The organism is Reyranella sp., assembly GCF_965227665.1.
Lineage (GTDB): Bacteria > Pseudomonadota > Alphaproteobacteria > Reyranellales > Reyranellaceae > Reyranella.
The window spans coordinates 3024764-3038864 of record NZ_OZ245767.1 but is presented as its reverse complement, the minus strand read 5'-3'; the positions used below and the strand labels follow the sequence as shown (position 1 = coordinate 3038864).

Genomic DNA, 14101 nt, shown 5'->3' with positions numbered 1-14101 from the left:
CACGTCTGTTGCCCATCCTTCGAGACGGTCGCTGCGCGACCTCCTCAGGATGAGGCCAAGTGTTTGTGATGCTCTTGAGGTTCCGCTCCCTACTTCATCGTGATCGGCGAGAAGTCCTGGAACCAGTTCTGGGCCTGGATGAAGCCCGTGACCTTGGGCGACAAAGCGCGCGGCGCGACGTCATGCGTCACGAACAGGAACAGCGCGTCGTCGACGATCTTCTCGTGGACCTTCTTCAACGCTTCGTCCTGGGCCTTGGCGTCGAAGGTCGTGCGCGCCTTCTCCAGCAGCGCGTCCATGCCGGGGTCCTGGTAGAAGCCCCAGTTGGTGCCGTTGGGCGCCACCAGCTTCGAATCGAGATGGCGGATGAAGGCGGTGAACGGGTCCTGGATGAAGTAGCTGAAGTTCAGCGCGCTGGCGCCCTTGGCCAGGTCGGACTTCGCACCGGCCCGCCACAGGTTGATCAGCGTGTTCCACTCGGCGACCTCGAACTCGATCTTGATGCCGACATCGGCCAGGTTCTGCTGGATGTACTCGTTCATCGGCAGCGGCAGCATCTGGCCCGAGCCCGAGCTCGAGATCAGCACCTTCGCGGTCACCGGCTTGGCCTTGCTGAAGCCCGCTTCGGCCAGCAGCTTTTTGGCGGCTTCGGGGTCGAACTTCACGTCGAAGCTCGGACTGCCGAACCACTGGCTGCCCGGCGTGAGGAAGCCCTTGGCCGGGATCATCATGCCCTTCAGCAGCACCTTCAGCCCCTCGCGATCGACCGCGAGGTTGGCCGCCTTGCGGACGCGGATGTCCTTCCACGGCGAGCCGTCGGCGAAGGAGAGGTGCCAGGTCCAGTTGTGCGGATAGGCGTTGCTGATGAGCTTGAAGCCGGCCTTCTCGAGGCTGGGGATCGCGTCGGGCGAGGGCGCCTCGATCCAGTCGACCTGGCCCGAGCGCAGCGCCGCCGTGCGGGTCGCGGGCTCGGGGATCGGCAGCAGCACCATCTTGTCGAGCTTCGGCACGCGGGCCTTGTCCCAATACTCCTTGTTGGGCGACAGTTCGGCGCGGGTCTGCGGCTGGAAGGCGGTGAGCTTCCACGGGCCGGTGCCCGACGGTGTCTGCGCGAACTTGTTCCAGTCCTTGCCGACCTTCTCCCACTGCGCCGGGCTCGACATCATGACCCAGGAGATCTGGTAGGGCAGGAAGGCGTCGGGCGTCTTGGTCGTGATCTCGACCGTCCTGTCGTCGATCACCTTGTAGGAGGCGACGGCGGGAATGCGCGAGCGGCCCTGCGCCGCCTGCTTGGGGTCGAACTGCGGGGACTTGTCGTTGAGGAGCTTTTCGAGGTTCCAGACAACGGCATCGGCCTTGAAGTCGCTGCCGTCGTGGAACTTCACGCCGTCGCGCAGGGTGAAGGTCCAGCGCGTCGGATCGGCCTCGTCGACCTTCCACGAGGTGGCGAGGCCGGGCACCAGCACCGAGGCCTTGTCGGCCGAGGACAGGTCCCAATTGATCAGCCCGTCATAGAGCGTGTAGCCCATGAACCGCATGCCCTCGCCGCCCTGGTCGGTCTGGCCGGTGGTCAGCGGAATGTCCGAAGCGGTCATGCCGATGCGCAGCGTGCCCTGCGCCAGGACCGGGGTCGCGGCCAGCGATGCCAATAGCGCGACGGTGCCCAGTACGGCTTTGGTGCGGAAGATCATGCGAAGGTCCCTGTTTTCCTTGTGGTCGTTGTCCTCGCGGACGCCAGAACCATGCCAAAGGATAGGTGGCGCCTCCCTTCCGCCCGTCCGAAAGTGCCTCCGTTCGACAAAGAACGTGACTTCTAATTTAGAACCGTTCTAAACTGACGCCGCTAGCCTAGAACATGAGGGATGGACGATGACGACCGAGAGCAAGTGCCCTTTCAGCGGTGCACCCAAGGGCCATACGAACCGTGACTGGTGGCCCAACCAGCTCGACCTGCAGGTGCTGCACCAGCATTCCCCGCTCTCCAACCCGATGGGCGCGGCCTTCGACTACGCCAAGGCGTTCAAGAGCCTCGACCTCGAGGCGGTCATCAAGGACCTGAAGGCCCTGATGACCGATTCGCAGGACTGGTGGCCGGCCGACTTCGGCCATTACGGCCCGTTCTTCATCCGCATGGCCTGGCACAGCGCCGGCACCTATCGCGTCGGTGACGGCCGCGGCGGCGCCGGCGGCGGCCAGCAGCGCTTCGCCCCGCTGAATTCCTGGCCCGACAACGTCAATCTCGACAAGGCCCGCCGCCTGCTCTGGCCGATCAAGCAGAAGTACGGCGCGAAGATCTCCTGGGCCGACCTGTTGATCCTCACCGGCAACGTCGCGCTGGAATCGATGGGCTTCAAGACCTTCGGCTTCGGCGGCGGCCGGGCCGACACCTGGGAGCCCGAGCAGGACATCTATTGGGGCCCCGAGGGAAAGTGGCTGGCCGACGAGCGCTACAGCGGCGATCGCCAGCTCCAGGGCTCGCTGGGCGCCGTGCAGATGGGCCTGATCTACGTCAATCCCGAAGGCCCCAACGGCAACCCCGATCCGCTCGCGGCGGCGCGCGACATCCGCGAGACCTTCGCGCGCATGGCGATGGACGACGAGGAGACGGTGGCGCTGATCGCCGGCGGCCACACCTTCGGCAAAACCCACGGCGCCGGTGACGCCGCCCTGGTCGGGCCGGAGCCGGAAGCCGCGCCGATCGAGCAGCAGGGGCTGGGCTGGAAGAGCAGCTTCGGCTCGGGCAAGGGCGCCGACCAGATCGGCAGCGGCCTCGAAGTCACCTGGACGACGACGCCGACCAAGTGGAGCAACAACTTCTTCGAGAGCCTGTTCGGCCATGAATGGGAGCTGACCAAGAGCCCGGCCGGCGCCCATCAGTGGACGGCGAAGAACGCCCAGGCGACCGTGCCCGATCCAGCCGATCCGGCCGACCCCTCGAAGCGTCGCCTGCCGACGATGTTGACCACGGACCTGTCGCTGCGCTTCGACCCGGCTTACGAGAAGATCTCGCGGCGCTTCTTCGAGCATCCCGACCAGTTCGCCGACGCTTTCGCGCGGGCCTGGTACAAGCTCACGCACCGCGACATGGGCCCGATCGCGCGCTACCTCGGCCCGCTCGTGGCAAAGGAGCATCTGATCTGGCAGGACCCGATCCCCGCCGTCGACCATCCGCTGGTCGGCGAGGCCGAGATCGGGCAGCTCAAGGCCAAGCTGCTGGCGTCGGGCCTCACCGTGTCGCAGCTCGTGACGACGGCCTGGGCCTCGGCCGCGACCTTCCGCGGCGCCGACAAGCGCGGCGGCGCCAACGGCGCCCGCCTCCGCCTCGCGCCGCAGAAGGACTGGGCGGTCAACCAGCCGGCCGAACTGGCCACCGTGCTGGCGAAGCTCGAAGCGGTGCAGAAGGACTTCAACGGCTCGGCCGCGGGCGGCAAGAAGGTCTCGCTGGCCGACCTGATCGTGCTGGGCGGTGTCGCCGCCGTGGAGAAGGCGGCCAAGGAGGCCGGCCATGACGTGAAGGTCCCCTTCACGCCGGGCCGCATGGACGCCTCGCAGGAGGAGACCGACGCGCATTCCTTCGCGCCGCTGGAGCCGACCGCCGACGGTTTCCGCAACTTCGTCGGCACGAAGATGCCGCAATCGCCCGAGGAGCGGCTGGTCGACCACGCCCAGCGCCTCACCCTGACCGCGCCCGAGATGACGGTGCTGGTCGGCGGCCTGCGCATGCTGGGCGCCAACACGGCTCAGTCGAAGCATGGTGTCTTCACGTCGAAGACCGGGACGCTCAGCAACGACTTCTTCGTCAACCTGCTCGACATGGCGACCGAGTGGAAGCCGGTTGCCGGCGAAGAGGGCGTCTACGAAGGCCGCGACCGCAAGAGCGGCGCGGTGAAGTGGACCGGCACGCGCGTCGACCTGATCTTCGGCTCGCACAGCCAGCTCCGCGCCCTGGCCGAGGTCTACGCCCAGTCCGATGCGAAGGAGAAGTTCGTGAAGGACTTCGTCGCCGCCTGGACCAAGGTCATGAACCTCGACCGCTTCGACCTCCACGCCTGAGCCGCGTGACCTGAAAACGAAAAGCCCGCCCGGCGAGAGCCGCGGCGGGCTTTTTATTTGACCAAGGAGACCCGTCGGCCCTCGACTACGCTCGGGATGAGAGGGGCGATGTTAACTGATGCGCAATGTTGGATTTCGCAACTTCGACGGCGCTTATGCCAGAGAGCGTCTGCCCACCTGGTTCTCGCTGCCTATGCAGGTTGTGTGTGACTAGGAGGCAACTAAATTCGCACCATGTAGTATCAGCAATGAATGTCGCTACCAAAAGTTGTCCAACTTGCTAGGCGATGCGGAAGATGGCGCTAGATGACTCAATACTGGATCCAATAGGTATCGCTGAAGATTACCGGCGTCAGAGACAAGCGGCAGATGCGAAGAAGGCGGGAGTCGATCCAACCGGTAAAGCGCATTTCATCGGATGGCTAGAAGAAAACGAAGAACGTCTTCTAGAAGTTGTAAGAGGTAACGGATTTGATGAAGGGCAAGCTCGCGAAATCTTTGATGAATACCGCGATAAGATGCAAGCTGCGCCGGAAGGCTCTGCGTATGACAATCCAAGCCTCCAATATATCCTGAGTTCTTTGTTCTCAGAGATCGAAGATCTATGCCGCACAAATGAGGTGCCTGTGGGTGACGGCATCGTAGTCGGGTCGATTCCTAAAATTGGAATCGAGGCGTATCAGATGCCAGTGCTGACTACCAAAGCAAGCATCATTGCCGTTAGTGGTCCTCTGATAATGCTCTGTAATGGCGTGAGTAAGCTTATCGCAGAGACAGTAGTTCTTGTTGCCGAAGGTGATCGATTCAAAGCTATATTTGATCCGGCTAAAGTGCTGGACAATCTTCGAAGTCAGCCTGACCTGCTTCGCCGTTGGTTCCATCTGATCGGAGACTATGGGGCCCATGGTGGCCCGCCAGTTGACGGTAGCTCTTGGACTGTTCCGCTGGACAAGCTGCAGCTGCGTGTCCATCTGCTTTACGCAATGGAATGGTTTGTCATGGCGCACGAGTACGGACACCACGTGGCTGATCACGCTCGATCAGGGTCAAGCGAAGAATCTGAGGGAAACAAGGCGCAAGAGCTTGAGGCAGACGTCTTTGCTCGCGGTGTTTCAATGCGCTTAGGTGCGGAACGCACGCCGCAGAATTTCTTCGCTATGGCGGGCGTGGGCGCTGTGGTGATTCTCGCCTCTCTAGAACTGATCAGCCGGGCGCGCTCCGTTATCGATACCGGTAAAGTAACGTCTCTCAGTAGTGAGACTCATCCACCTTTCAAAGAGCGTCTCAAAGCCATGGAGGTGCTGGACGAGACTGCGCCTATTGATATGCGGAGTGCCTTTGCTGATGTCCGAGCGTGCTTTCTAGAGATCATAGAAGGGTTATGGTCAATTTTGCAGCCGGGCTATCTGCAACTTCATGCTGATGGCCTCAGGTCGCAGTTGGTCGAACATGATTTCGATCGATCCATGAAGCGACTGTCTAGCTCACCAACCGCGTCGCCTGGCTCACCGCCAACTGCCACCCGTCCTGCGCCGTCACGTACACTGAGACCCAGCGGAAGTCGTAGGTCTTCTGTTCCTTGGCGTTCAGGATCGGGCTCTTGCCGGTGACGATCACGGTCGGGCCGGTAAAGACGCGGAAGCTGAGGTCGGTGGCGGGCGCGGCTTCGATCAGCGGTTCGCCGGCCATCGCGGCGACCAGGCGGGCGTCCTTGTTGTCGAGTTTCCCGGAGCCGTGCGTGTGCGTGAAGCTGTCGGCGTAGAGCGGGCGCATCGCGGCGAAGTCTTTCGCCAGCACGGCCTTCGCGAGTTTGCTGCGGAAGTCGGTGACTTCCTCGATGAACTTCTTCGCTTCCGCCGAATCGGGTTGGCGCGGCGGATGGGCGAGGGCCTCGGGGGCTAGGAGGAAAAGCGGGAGACCCGCGAGAAGGGTGCGTCTACGCATCCTTCGAGGATACGCCGGCTTCGGCGAAGGTCGCCATGCCGTTGTGGCAGGCGGCGGCGGCCTTGAGCAGCGGCACGGCGAGCGCGGCGGCCGAGGCTTCGCCCAGGCGCATGTCGAGGTCGAACAGCGGGCGCATCCCGAGTTCGGCGAGCAGGCGGGTGTGGCCGGGCTCGGCCGAGCGGTGGGCGACCAGGCAATGGTCGAGCGCGCGGCGGTCGACGGCGCGCAGCACCGCGGCGGCGGCGGTGCAGGCAAAGCCGTCGAGCAGCACCGGGATGCGGCCCATGCGGGCGGCCACGATGGCGCCGGTCAGGGCCGCGAATTCCTCGCCGCCGACCGCGGCCAGCAGTTCGAGCGGATCGCGGCGGGCGATCGCCTCCTTGTGGAAGGCTAGCGCCTCGTCGATCACCGCGATCTTGTGCGCCAGCGCCTTGCCGGTGACGCCGGTGCCCGGCCCGGCCCAGTCGGCGCCGCTGCCGCCATAGAGCGCGGCGCAGAGGGTGGCTGCGGCCGTTGTGTTGGCGATGCCCATTTCGCCCAGGCACATCACGTCGATGCCGGGCTCGGCCGCCATCATGCCGTAGGCCATCGCGTTGGCGGCGCGCGCCTCGTCCATCGCCGGCCCTTGCGTGAAGTCGGCGGTCGGATGGTCGAGGTCGAGCTCGTAGATGCGCAGGTCGGCGTCGATCGCGGCGGCGAGCTGGTTGATCGCGGCGCCGCCGTTCAGGAAGTTCTTCACCATCTGCTGGGTGACTTCGGGCGGATAGGCCGAGACGCCGCGCGCAGCGACGCCATGGGTGCCGGCGAACACCGCGATCCGTGGCCGTTCGACCCGCGGTTGGGCGCGGCCCTGCCAGCAGGCCAGCCATTCGGCGATCTCCTCCAGCCGGCCGAGCGAGCCTTGCGGCTTGGTCAGCTCGGCCTGGCGGCGGACCACCTCGGTCTGGGCGGTGAGATCGGGTCCCGGCAGTTCGCGCAGGATCCGGCGCATTTCATCGAAGGAGGCAGCCGACATTGTTCGTCCGGGGCATTCAGGAAGGGGCCGGACCATCCTATATTCGCGGGACCATGACCAGTCCCCACGAGCCTTCCTCCTCTTCCTTCGGGGGCAGCGGCGCGCCCCGTCCCACCTCGTTCGACGAATGGCTGCAGGCCTTCAAGGAACAGATGACCTTCTTCACCGGGCTGAAGCTCGATGTCGGGTTGCCGCGCTGGCCGCTCGCCGACGTCCTGCCGGTCCTGCCCTTCGTGGGGGCGGCGATCGGCCTGGCCTCCGGGCTTGTCTTCGCCGTCGTGCGCGGCATTGCCGGGCCGGGCTGGCTGGCCGCCGTCCTGGCGGTCGGCGCGGCGGTGATCCTGACGCGCGCCCTGCATGAAGACGGGCTGGCCGACACCGCCGACGGGCTGGGCCCGCATGCGCTGGAGCCGGCGCGGCGGCTCGAGATCATGCGCGACAGCCGCAACGGCACGTTCGGCGTGCTGGCGCTGGCGCTCACGGTGCTGATCAAGGTCGCCTGCCTGGCGCAGTTCGGCGCCGCCACCGGGCTCGTGGTGCTGATCTCGGCCCACGCGCTGTCGCGCGCCGTGCTGGCCTATCCGCTGCTGGCCTTCTCGCCGGTCCATGCCGACGGGCTGGGCGCGACGGTGGGCAAGCCGACCGACAACGACGTCTGGATCACCATCGGCATCGGCGCGGGGCTGGCCTTCCTGCTGATGCTGGGCAAGGGCCTGTTCGTGGCTCTCCTGGCCCCGCTCGCCGTCCTCGCGTCGGCCTGGTTCACCTCGCATTGGGTCGCCAAGCGGCTTGGCGGCTATACCGGCGACACGCTGGGCGCGGTGCAGCAGAAGGCGGAGGTCGTGTTCCTCGTGGTGGCGGCACTCTTCATCGGCAGCTAAGAAGGCGGCCGCTTAGAAGAGTCCAGTGGAGGAACAGCATGGCGACGGGCGCCAAGATCACGGGAGCGGTCACGCGGTGGTGGTGGGTGCGGCATGCGCCGGTGCCCAATCCGGAGCGCCGTTGCTACGGCCAGTCGGACATGGATTGCGACGTGAGCAACGAGGCGCTGTTCCGGCATCAGGCGAAGCTGCTGCCCAAGGGCGCAGTCTGGTACGCCTCCAACCTGCTGCGGGCGCGCAAGACGGCCGAAACGCTCGCCAAGGCCGGGGCGGAGATGGACACGCTCAACATCGATCCCGACCTCGCCGAGCAGCATTTCGGCTCGTGGCAGGGCCTCACCTATGTCGAGATCGCCGAGAACCACGCCAACAATCACCTGTTCTGGCTGGGACCGCCGGAATTCCGGCCCGACGGCGGCGAGAGCTTCGTCGACCTGCGCGACCGCACGGTGCGCAGCATCGACCGGCTGACCGCCGAGCATAAGGGGCGCGACATCGTGGCGACGGCGCATGGCGGCACGATCCGCGCGGCGCTGGCCCATGCCTTCGACCTGCATCCCGAGGCGGCGGTGCGCTTCGAGATCGACAATGTCTCGATCACGCTGATCGAGCATTTCGAGCAGGCCGACCCGCTGCATGCCTGGCGCGTGGCGTTCGTGAACTACATGCCGCGCGAGATCGTCCTCGCTCATGCGGGCGGGCCTGCGTGACGGCGGCCGCCCCGTCGACCGGTAAATCGACCGCGGATCTGGCGGCCGAACAGGCCGCCCACTGGAACGGTCCAGGCGGGCAGAACTGGCTGAAGGCGCAGGCCCGCCTCGACCATCTGATGGCCGGGATCACGCGCGAAGCGCTCGCTCTCGCGAACGCACAGCCGGGTGAGACGGCGATCGACGTCGGCTGCGGTCCCGGCACCACGACGGCGGCCCTGGCGGCCGCGGTCGGGCCCGAGGGGCACGTGCTGGGCGTCGACATCTCCCAGGTGTTGATCGATGCGGCGGCGACGCGACGGCTTTCCAACGCGACCTTCGTGGTGGCCGATGCCGGCGCGCATCCGTTCGAGGCGGCTTCCGTCGACCTGATCTTCTCGCGCTTCGGCGTGATGTTCTTCGCCGATCCGGTCGCCGCCTTCACGAACCTGCGGCGGGCGCTGAAGCCGTCGGGTCGGCTCGCCTTCGTCTGCTGGCGCAGCGCGCAGGACAATCCCTGGAGCCGCACACCGGTGCAGGCGGCCGCGCCGTTCCTGACGCTGCCGCCGCGGCCCGGGCCGGAAGATCCCGGCCAGTTCGCCTTCGGCGACCGCGCCCGTGTCGAACGCATCCTGACCGGGGCGGGCTTCAGCAATCTCGCGATCGAGCCGCTCGACGTCGAGATCTGGATGGGCCGCGATCCGGCCGATGTCGTGGCCAATGCCGGCCGCTTCGGGCCGCTGGCCCGGCCGCTCGCCGAGGCCGATCCGGCCGCCGCCGCGCAGGCGAAGGCGGCGATCATCGAGGCGCTGGCGCCGCACGCGACGAAGGACGGCGTGTCGCTGCCCGGCGGCTGCTGGCTGGTCGGCGCGACGCCCGGCTGATGGAACATATCTCCACCTTTCCGCTGCCGCCGGTCACGCTCGTGCTGGGCGGCGCCCGCTCGGGCAAGAGCACCCATGCCGAGCGGCTGGTGACCGGCACCCTCCATGGCGGCGCGCCGCGGCCGGCCGTCTATATCGCCACCGCCGAGGCCGGCGACGTCGAGATGGCGACCCGGATCATGGCCCATCGCACGCGCCGCGGCGCCGTCTGGACCACGATCGAGGAGCCGCTGAAGCTCGCCGAGGTGATGGAACAGGCGGCCGCCAGGGGACAGCCGATGCTGGTCGACTGCCTCACCCTCTGGCTCTCGAACCTCATGCATGCCGGCGAGGATGTCGACCAGGCGACCGACGATCTGGTGCGGTCACTCGATGATCACAACCAGCCGGTGGTGTTCGTCAGCAACGAAGTGGGCCTCGGCATCGTGCCCGAGACCCCCCTCGGCCGGACCTTCCGGGACGCAATGGGCCGGCTGAATATGCGTATTGCCGAGCGTGCCGACCGGGTGATCCTGATGGCCGCGGGCCTGCCCCTGACGATGAAGGACCGGCCGGCCCGGTCGCGCTGAGGGACAGGGCCAATCGCCCGCGAAACGTGGTATGGTTCAGTTCTTGTGACCATCCAGGCGCTCCCCGGCGTCGGTCGCCAGCCACACGGAGCACAAATGAAGCTCGATCGCCGAACCGTCCTTACGGGGACCGCGGCTGCGTTCGCCGCACCGTTCCTGACCTCAATGCCGGCCCGTGCCGACGCCAAGCGCCAGTCGCTGGTCGATTCCTGTCTCGCCACTGCCCGGAAGATCCTGGGCGGCCCGGACTTTCCCGACGCCGCCGGACAGATGGTCAATGCGCGCGGCGTCCTGATCATTCCCGAGCTCGTCCAGGGCGGGTTCATCTTCGGCGCCGCCGGCGGTCGCGGCGTGCTGCTGGGGCGCAGTTCGCCCAACAACTGGAGCTACCCGGCCTTCTATATGATGGGCTCCGGCAGCGTCGGCCTGCAGGTCGGCGGCAAGGTTTCGGAGATCGTGTTCATCATCCGGACCGAGAAGGGCCTGCAGGCGATCATCGATCACAAGTTCAAGTTCGGGGCGGAAGCGGGCGTGACCATGGTCGCGGTCGGCATCGGCCTCGAGGGCGCCTCGACCGCAGCCGGCGGCGCCGACATCGTGGCCTTCGCCAATTCGCAGGGCCTGTTTGCCGGCGCCTCGATCGAGGGCTCCTACATCGACGCCGACAACGACTGGAACGCGCTCTATTACGGCGGCGGCGCCACCGCGAAGGGCGTCGTGCTCGACCGCCGCTACACCAATCCCGGCGCCGAACCGCTCAGGCAGTATCTGTCGAAGTGGTAGTGGGCCGATAAGAAAAGCGCCATCGGAGCGCGCCACTCCAGTGGCGCCTCATGATTCCGAGCGCCACTGGAGTGGCGCGTTCCGATGAGCTAAGCGACCTTCAGTCCCGCCGCGATCGAAAGCTTGGCCTTGGTCTTCGCCTTGACCTCCTCGACGGTGACGCCGTCGGCGAGTTCGATCAGCGTGACGCCGCCATCGCCCTTCTTGTCGACGGCGAAGACGCCGAGCTCGGAAATCACCATGTCGACCACGCGACGGCCGGTCAGCGGCAGGGTGCATTCGGCCAGCAGCTTCGAGGCGCCGTCCTTGGAGACATGCTCCATGGTGACGATCACGCGCTTCACGCCGGCCACCAGGTCCATGGCGCCGCCCATGCCCTTCACCATCTTGCCCGGGATCATCCAGTTGGCGAGGTCGCCGTTCTCCGCCACTTCCATGGCGCCGAGGATGGAGAGGTCGATATGGCCGCCGCGGATCATCGCGAAGCTGTCGGCCGAGCTGAAGTAGGACGTGCCCTTGACCTCGGTCACGGTCTGCTTGCCGGCATTGATGATGTCGGCATCGACCTCGTTGTCGTAGGGGAAGGGGCCGACGCCCAGCATGCCGTTCTCGCTCTGCAGCGTGATGTCGACATCCTCAGGGACATAGTTCGACACCAGCGTCGGGATGCCGATGCCGAGGTTCACGTAGAAGCCGTCCTTCAGTTCCTTGGCGGCGCGTGCCGCCATCTGATCGCGGGTCCAGGCCATCGTTCTCTCCTCAAGCCTTGCGTACGGTGCGCTGTTCGATCTGCTTGTCGTAGGGCGCACCGCAGAAGATGCGCTTCACGAAGACGGAAGGCGTATGGATGTGGTCGGGGTCGAGTTCGCCGACCGGCACCAGCTCCTCGACCTCGGCGACGCACACCTTGGCGGCGGTCGCCATCATCGGATTGAAGTTCCGCGCGGCCTTCCGGAAGATCAGGTTTCCCGACGTGTCGCCCTTCCAGGCCTTGACCAGCGCGATGTCGCCGAACAGGCCGCGCTCCATCACATATTCCTCGCCGTCGAAGACCTTGGTCTCCTTGCCTTCGGCCACCAGCGTGCCGACGCCGGTCTTGGTATAGAAGGCGGGGATGCCGGCGCCGCCGGCGCGGCAGCGCTCGGCCAGGGTGCCCTGCGGGTTGAATTCGAGCTCCAGCTTGCCGTCGAGGTACAGCTTGGCGAAGGTCTTGTTCTCGCCGACGTACGAGCTGATCATCTTCTTCACCTGCCCAGTCTCGAGCAGCAGGCCGAGGCCCGCGCCGTCGATGCCGGCATTATTCGAGACGCAGGTGAGGCCCTTCACGCCGGAGTCGCGCACCGCGCCGATCAGCTTCTCGGGAATGCCGACCAGGCCGAAGCCGCCGCACATCAGCATCAGATCGTCGCGCAGCAGGCCCTCGAGCGCCGACTTCGCATCCTTGTAGACCTTGTTCGCCATCGCTGTGTTCCGTCCTCGCCGGGTTCCTCGGCATATGGGAGCCGTCGCACTTGCCTGTCAATCAGTCGCGAATTGTCCGCGTTCCGGCGACGAATTCCCCCATCAGCCGGTGCCCCTCGTCGCTCACGGCGAGGTCCATGAACAGGGTCCGCTCGTTGGCGAGTCCTTGTGACAAAGGGGTTTCAGTTGCCGACCGGATCAGCCGCTTGATATGCGCCACCGCCCGCGGCGGCTGCGCGGCCAGCCGCTCGGCCATCGTCATCGTATGCTCCAGCACCGGTCCGTCGACCGCCGCATGGACCATGCCGAGGCGCGCGGCCTCGTCGGGCGACACGGTGCGGCCGGTCAGCGACAGTTCGAGCGCCCGGGCCTCGCCGACCAGGCGCACGAGGCGCTGGGTGCCGCCGGCCCCGGCCAGGATGCCGATGTTGATCTCGGGCTGGCCGAGCCAGTAGGGGCCGCGCTCGGCGAGGCGGATGTCGCAGGCCATGCAGAACTCGAAGCCGCCGCCCATCGCCGTGCCGTTGATCGCGGCGATCACCGGCTTGGGCGCGGATTCGAGGCGGGTGAGGATCCTGTGAAAGGCACTCTCCGGCGAGGGCCGGTCGAGCGAGAAGGTCGCGCCCTTGGCGCGCAGCTTCGCCGACATCGCCAGCAGTTCGGACACGTCATAATGCTCGATGAACACGCCCTTCAGCGCGCCGGTGAAGACCAGCACCCGCACGCTCTCGTCGGCCAGCAGCCCGTCGACCGCCGCGTCGAGCTCGCCGACCATCGCGGCGTTCATGTAGCCCTTGGGCGGATTGTTGAAACGGATGACGGCAACGGCGTTGCGCCGCTCGATTTCGATCAGGGACATGGGCTCAATTGTTCCTGTCCAGGATCACGATGGCAATTCCCGCGATCACCAGCGCCGTGCCGATCGCCAGTGGCCAGGTGACGGGCTCGCCCACCAGCACGACCGAGCTGGCGATGGCCAGCAAGGGCACGCCCAGCATGCCGAGCGAGCCGGTGACCGGCGGCAGGGCGCGGGCGACGGAGACGGCGGCCCAGGTCGCCGTCGGGCCGGCCAGCACGCCGAGATAGAGCAGCGACAGCCACAGCGAGGGTTGCTGCAGGTCGAGATGGCCGGCCGGTTCAAGTGTGAAGGCGAGGATCCACAGCAGCACGGTCGCCACGCCCATCTGCCAGGGCAGCACGTCGAGCGGCGACATGCGCCAGCTATGGCGGCGGGCATGCAGGATGGCCAGCGCCCAGGTGAAGCCGGCGGCCAGCAGCCAGCCATGGCCCAGCATCACCCGGCGGTCGCTCCAGTCGAAGCGCAGCGGATCGACCAGCACGAGGATGCCGGCGACCCCGAGGGCGGCGCCGGCGAAGGCGCGGCGGCCGACCTTCTCGCCGATCATCCAGGACATCGGCACCATCCAGAGCATGGTCGTGTAGGCCAGCACGCCGGAGCGGCCGGGCGGTACGATCTGCACGCCGAGATTTGCGAAGGCGAAGAAGCAGGTGAGCTGCAGCGCGCCAACCGACAGGATGATCGGCCAGTCGGCGCGACCGGGCCAGGCGAGGCGCTTCAGGGCGGTGACCAGAACGAAGGCCGTCGCCGCCGACAGGGTGGCGCGGGCCGCCGCCAGCCAGATCGGCGTGCCGGCGCCGAGGCCGATCCGGATGACCGGCCAGGCCAGGCCGAACAGCACGACGACGAGGCCGAGCTGCAGCCACGCCGCGCGCGAGGGCCGCGCGTCGCTCATCGACGTTTCCTCCGCTTGTGCCTTCCTTGCGTTTGACCCCTCCGGCCTTCGGCCGCAGGGGTCAAATC

Annotated in this window: 13 protein-coding genes; 6 read left to right on the top strand and 7 right to left on the bottom strand. The window is 66.6% G+C overall.

From position 1 onward, the window contains the following. Window positions 1–89: 89 nt before the first annotated feature. Window positions 90–1691 (bottom strand): ABC transporter substrate-binding protein, encoded by a 1602-nt coding sequence (locus ACO07I_RS14680; RefSeq protein ID WP_422008831.1) that lies wholly within the window; start codon window positions 1689–1691, stop codon window positions 90–92. Window positions 1692–1869: 178 nt separating this feature from the next. On the opposite strand from ACO07I_RS14680, the gene katG reads away from it, so the two are divergent. Beyond that, complete coding sequence (gene katG, locus ACO07I_RS14675; protein ID WP_422008830.1) at window positions 1870–4053, top strand: catalase/peroxidase HPI; 2184 nt, start codon at window positions 1870–1872, stop codon at window positions 4051–4053. A 1479-nt stretch (window positions 4054–5532) separates the two neighbouring features. Here katG and ACO07I_RS14670 read toward each other — a convergent pair. Together ACO07I_RS14670 and cobT are read right to left on the bottom strand one after the other, a co-directional pair. After that, the gene (locus tag ACO07I_RS14670) at window positions 5533–5997 is read right to left on the bottom strand and encodes a nuclear transport factor 2 family protein (protein ID WP_422008828.1); all 465 of its coding nucleotides are present in this window, start codon (window positions 5995–5997) and stop codon (window positions 5533–5535) included. Beyond that, entirely contained in the window at window positions 5990–7012 is a 1023-nt protein-coding gene (gene cobT / locus ACO07I_RS14665; protein ID WP_422008826.1) for a nicotinate-nucleotide--dimethylbenzimidazole phosphoribosyltransferase, read from the bottom strand. Before cobT ends, ACO07I_RS14670 begins: the two co-directional genes overlap by 8 nt. A 53-nt stretch (window positions 7013–7065) precedes the next feature. Here cobT and cobS point away from each other — a divergent pair, with 53 nt between their 5' ends. The 5 genes from cobS to ACO07I_RS14640 all read left to right on the top strand — a co-directional run bounded on the left by cobS (window position 7066) and on the right by ACO07I_RS14640 (window position 10818). Further along, window positions 7066–7893, top strand: a complete 828-nt coding sequence (gene cobS / locus ACO07I_RS14660) for an adenosylcobinamide-GDP ribazoletransferase (protein ID WP_422008824.1) — start codon at window positions 7066–7068, stop codon at window positions 7891–7893. Window positions 7894–7931: 38 nt separating this feature from the next. Next, on the top strand, window positions 7932–8603 hold the full coding sequence (locus ACO07I_RS14655; RefSeq protein WP_422008823.1) for a histidine phosphatase family protein: 672 nt from the start codon (window positions 7932–7934) through the stop codon (window positions 8601–8603). Continuing rightward, window positions 8600–9466 carry a class I SAM-dependent methyltransferase gene (locus ACO07I_RS14650; protein WP_422008821.1) on the top strand — a complete coding sequence of 289 codons (867 nt, stop codon included), beginning with the start codon at window positions 8600–8602 and terminating at the stop codon, window positions 9464–9466. The genes ACO07I_RS14655 and ACO07I_RS14650 overlap by 4 nt, the downstream gene beginning before the upstream one ends. Beyond that, a complete protein-coding gene (cobU, locus tag ACO07I_RS14645) occupies window positions 9466–10035 on the top strand; it encodes a bifunctional adenosylcobinamide kinase/adenosylcobinamide-phosphate guanylyltransferase (RefSeq protein ID WP_422008819.1) in 570 nt (189 codons plus the stop codon). Before ACO07I_RS14650 ends, cobU begins: the two co-directional genes overlap by 1 nt. Window positions 10036–10131: 96 nt before the next feature. Then, entirely contained in the window at window positions 10132–10818 is a 687-nt protein-coding gene (locus ACO07I_RS14640; RefSeq protein ID WP_422008817.1) for a lipid-binding SYLF domain-containing protein, read from the top strand. An 89-nt stretch (window positions 10819–10907) separates the two neighbouring features. Here ACO07I_RS14640 and ACO07I_RS14635 read toward each other — a convergent pair whose 3' ends face one another. The 4 genes from ACO07I_RS14635 to ACO07I_RS14620 form a co-directional block, all read right to left on the bottom strand. Next, the gene (locus ACO07I_RS14635; RefSeq protein ID WP_422008815.1) at window positions 10908–11567 is read right to left on the bottom strand and encodes a CoA transferase subunit B; all 660 of its coding nucleotides are present in this window, start codon (window positions 11565–11567) and stop codon (window positions 10908–10910) included. Between the two features lie 10 nt (window positions 11568–11577). After that, a complete protein-coding gene (locus tag ACO07I_RS14630) occupies window positions 11578–12279 on the bottom strand; it encodes a CoA transferase subunit A (protein ID WP_422008813.1) in 702 nt (233 codons plus the stop codon). Window positions 12280–12340: 61 nt separating this feature from the next. Then, complete coding sequence (locus tag ACO07I_RS14625) at window positions 12341–13138, bottom strand: enoyl-CoA hydratase/isomerase family protein (RefSeq protein WP_422008811.1); 798 nt, start codon at window positions 13136–13138, stop codon at window positions 12341–12343. 4 nt (window positions 13139–13142) lie between these two features. After that, window positions 13143–14033: a DMT family transporter gene (locus ACO07I_RS14620; RefSeq protein WP_422008809.1), complete on the bottom strand. Its 891-nt coding sequence runs from the start codon at window positions 14031–14033 to the stop codon at window positions 13143–13145. Window positions 14034–14101 lie beyond the last annotated feature (68 nt).

What these genes read in the sequence shown, in the direction of transcription:
- ACO07I_RS14680 (WP_422008831.1), bottom strand. Translation starts at nt 1,691, where the DNA reads ATGATCTTCCGCACCAAAGCCGTACTGGGCACCGTCGCGCTATTGGCA.
- katG (WP_422008830.1), top strand. Translation starts at nt 1,870, where the DNA reads ATGACGACCGAGAGCAAGTGCCCTTTCAGCGGTGCACCCAAGGGCCAT.
- ACO07I_RS14670 (WP_422008828.1), bottom strand. Translation starts at nt 5,997, where the DNA reads ATGCGTAGACGCACCCTTCTCGCGGGTCTCCCGCTTTTCCTCCTAGCC.
- cobT (WP_422008826.1), bottom strand. Translation starts at nt 7,012, where the DNA reads ATGTCGGCTGCCTCCTTCGATGAAATGCGCCGGATCCTGCGCGAACTG.
- cobS (WP_422008824.1), top strand. Translation starts at nt 7,066, where the DNA reads ATGACCAGTCCCCACGAGCCTTCCTCCTCTTCCTTCGGGGGCAGCGGC.
- ACO07I_RS14655 (WP_422008823.1), top strand. Translation starts at nt 7,932, where the DNA reads ATGGCGACGGGCGCCAAGATCACGGGAGCGGTCACGCGGTGGTGGTGG.
- cobU (WP_422008819.1), top strand. Translation starts at nt 9,466, where the DNA reads ATGGAACATATCTCCACCTTTCCGCTGCCGCCGGTCACGCTCGTGCTG.
- ACO07I_RS14640 (WP_422008817.1), top strand. Translation starts at nt 10,132, where the DNA reads ATGAAGCTCGATCGCCGAACCGTCCTTACGGGGACCGCGGCTGCGTTC.
- ACO07I_RS14635 (WP_422008815.1), bottom strand. Translation starts at nt 11,567, where the DNA reads ATGGCCTGGACCCGCGATCAGATGGCGGCACGCGCCGCCAAGGAACTG.
- ACO07I_RS14630 (WP_422008813.1), bottom strand. Translation starts at nt 12,279, where the DNA reads ATGGCGAACAAGGTCTACAAGGATGCGAAGTCGGCGCTCGAGGGCCTG.
- ACO07I_RS14625 (WP_422008811.1), bottom strand. Translation starts at nt 13,138, where the DNA reads ATGTCCCTGATCGAAATCGAGCGGCGCAACGCCGTTGCCGTCATCCGT.
- ACO07I_RS14620 (WP_422008809.1), bottom strand. Translation starts at nt 14,033, where the DNA reads ATGAGCGACGCGCGGCCCTCGCGCGCGGCGTGGCTGCAGCTCGGCCTC.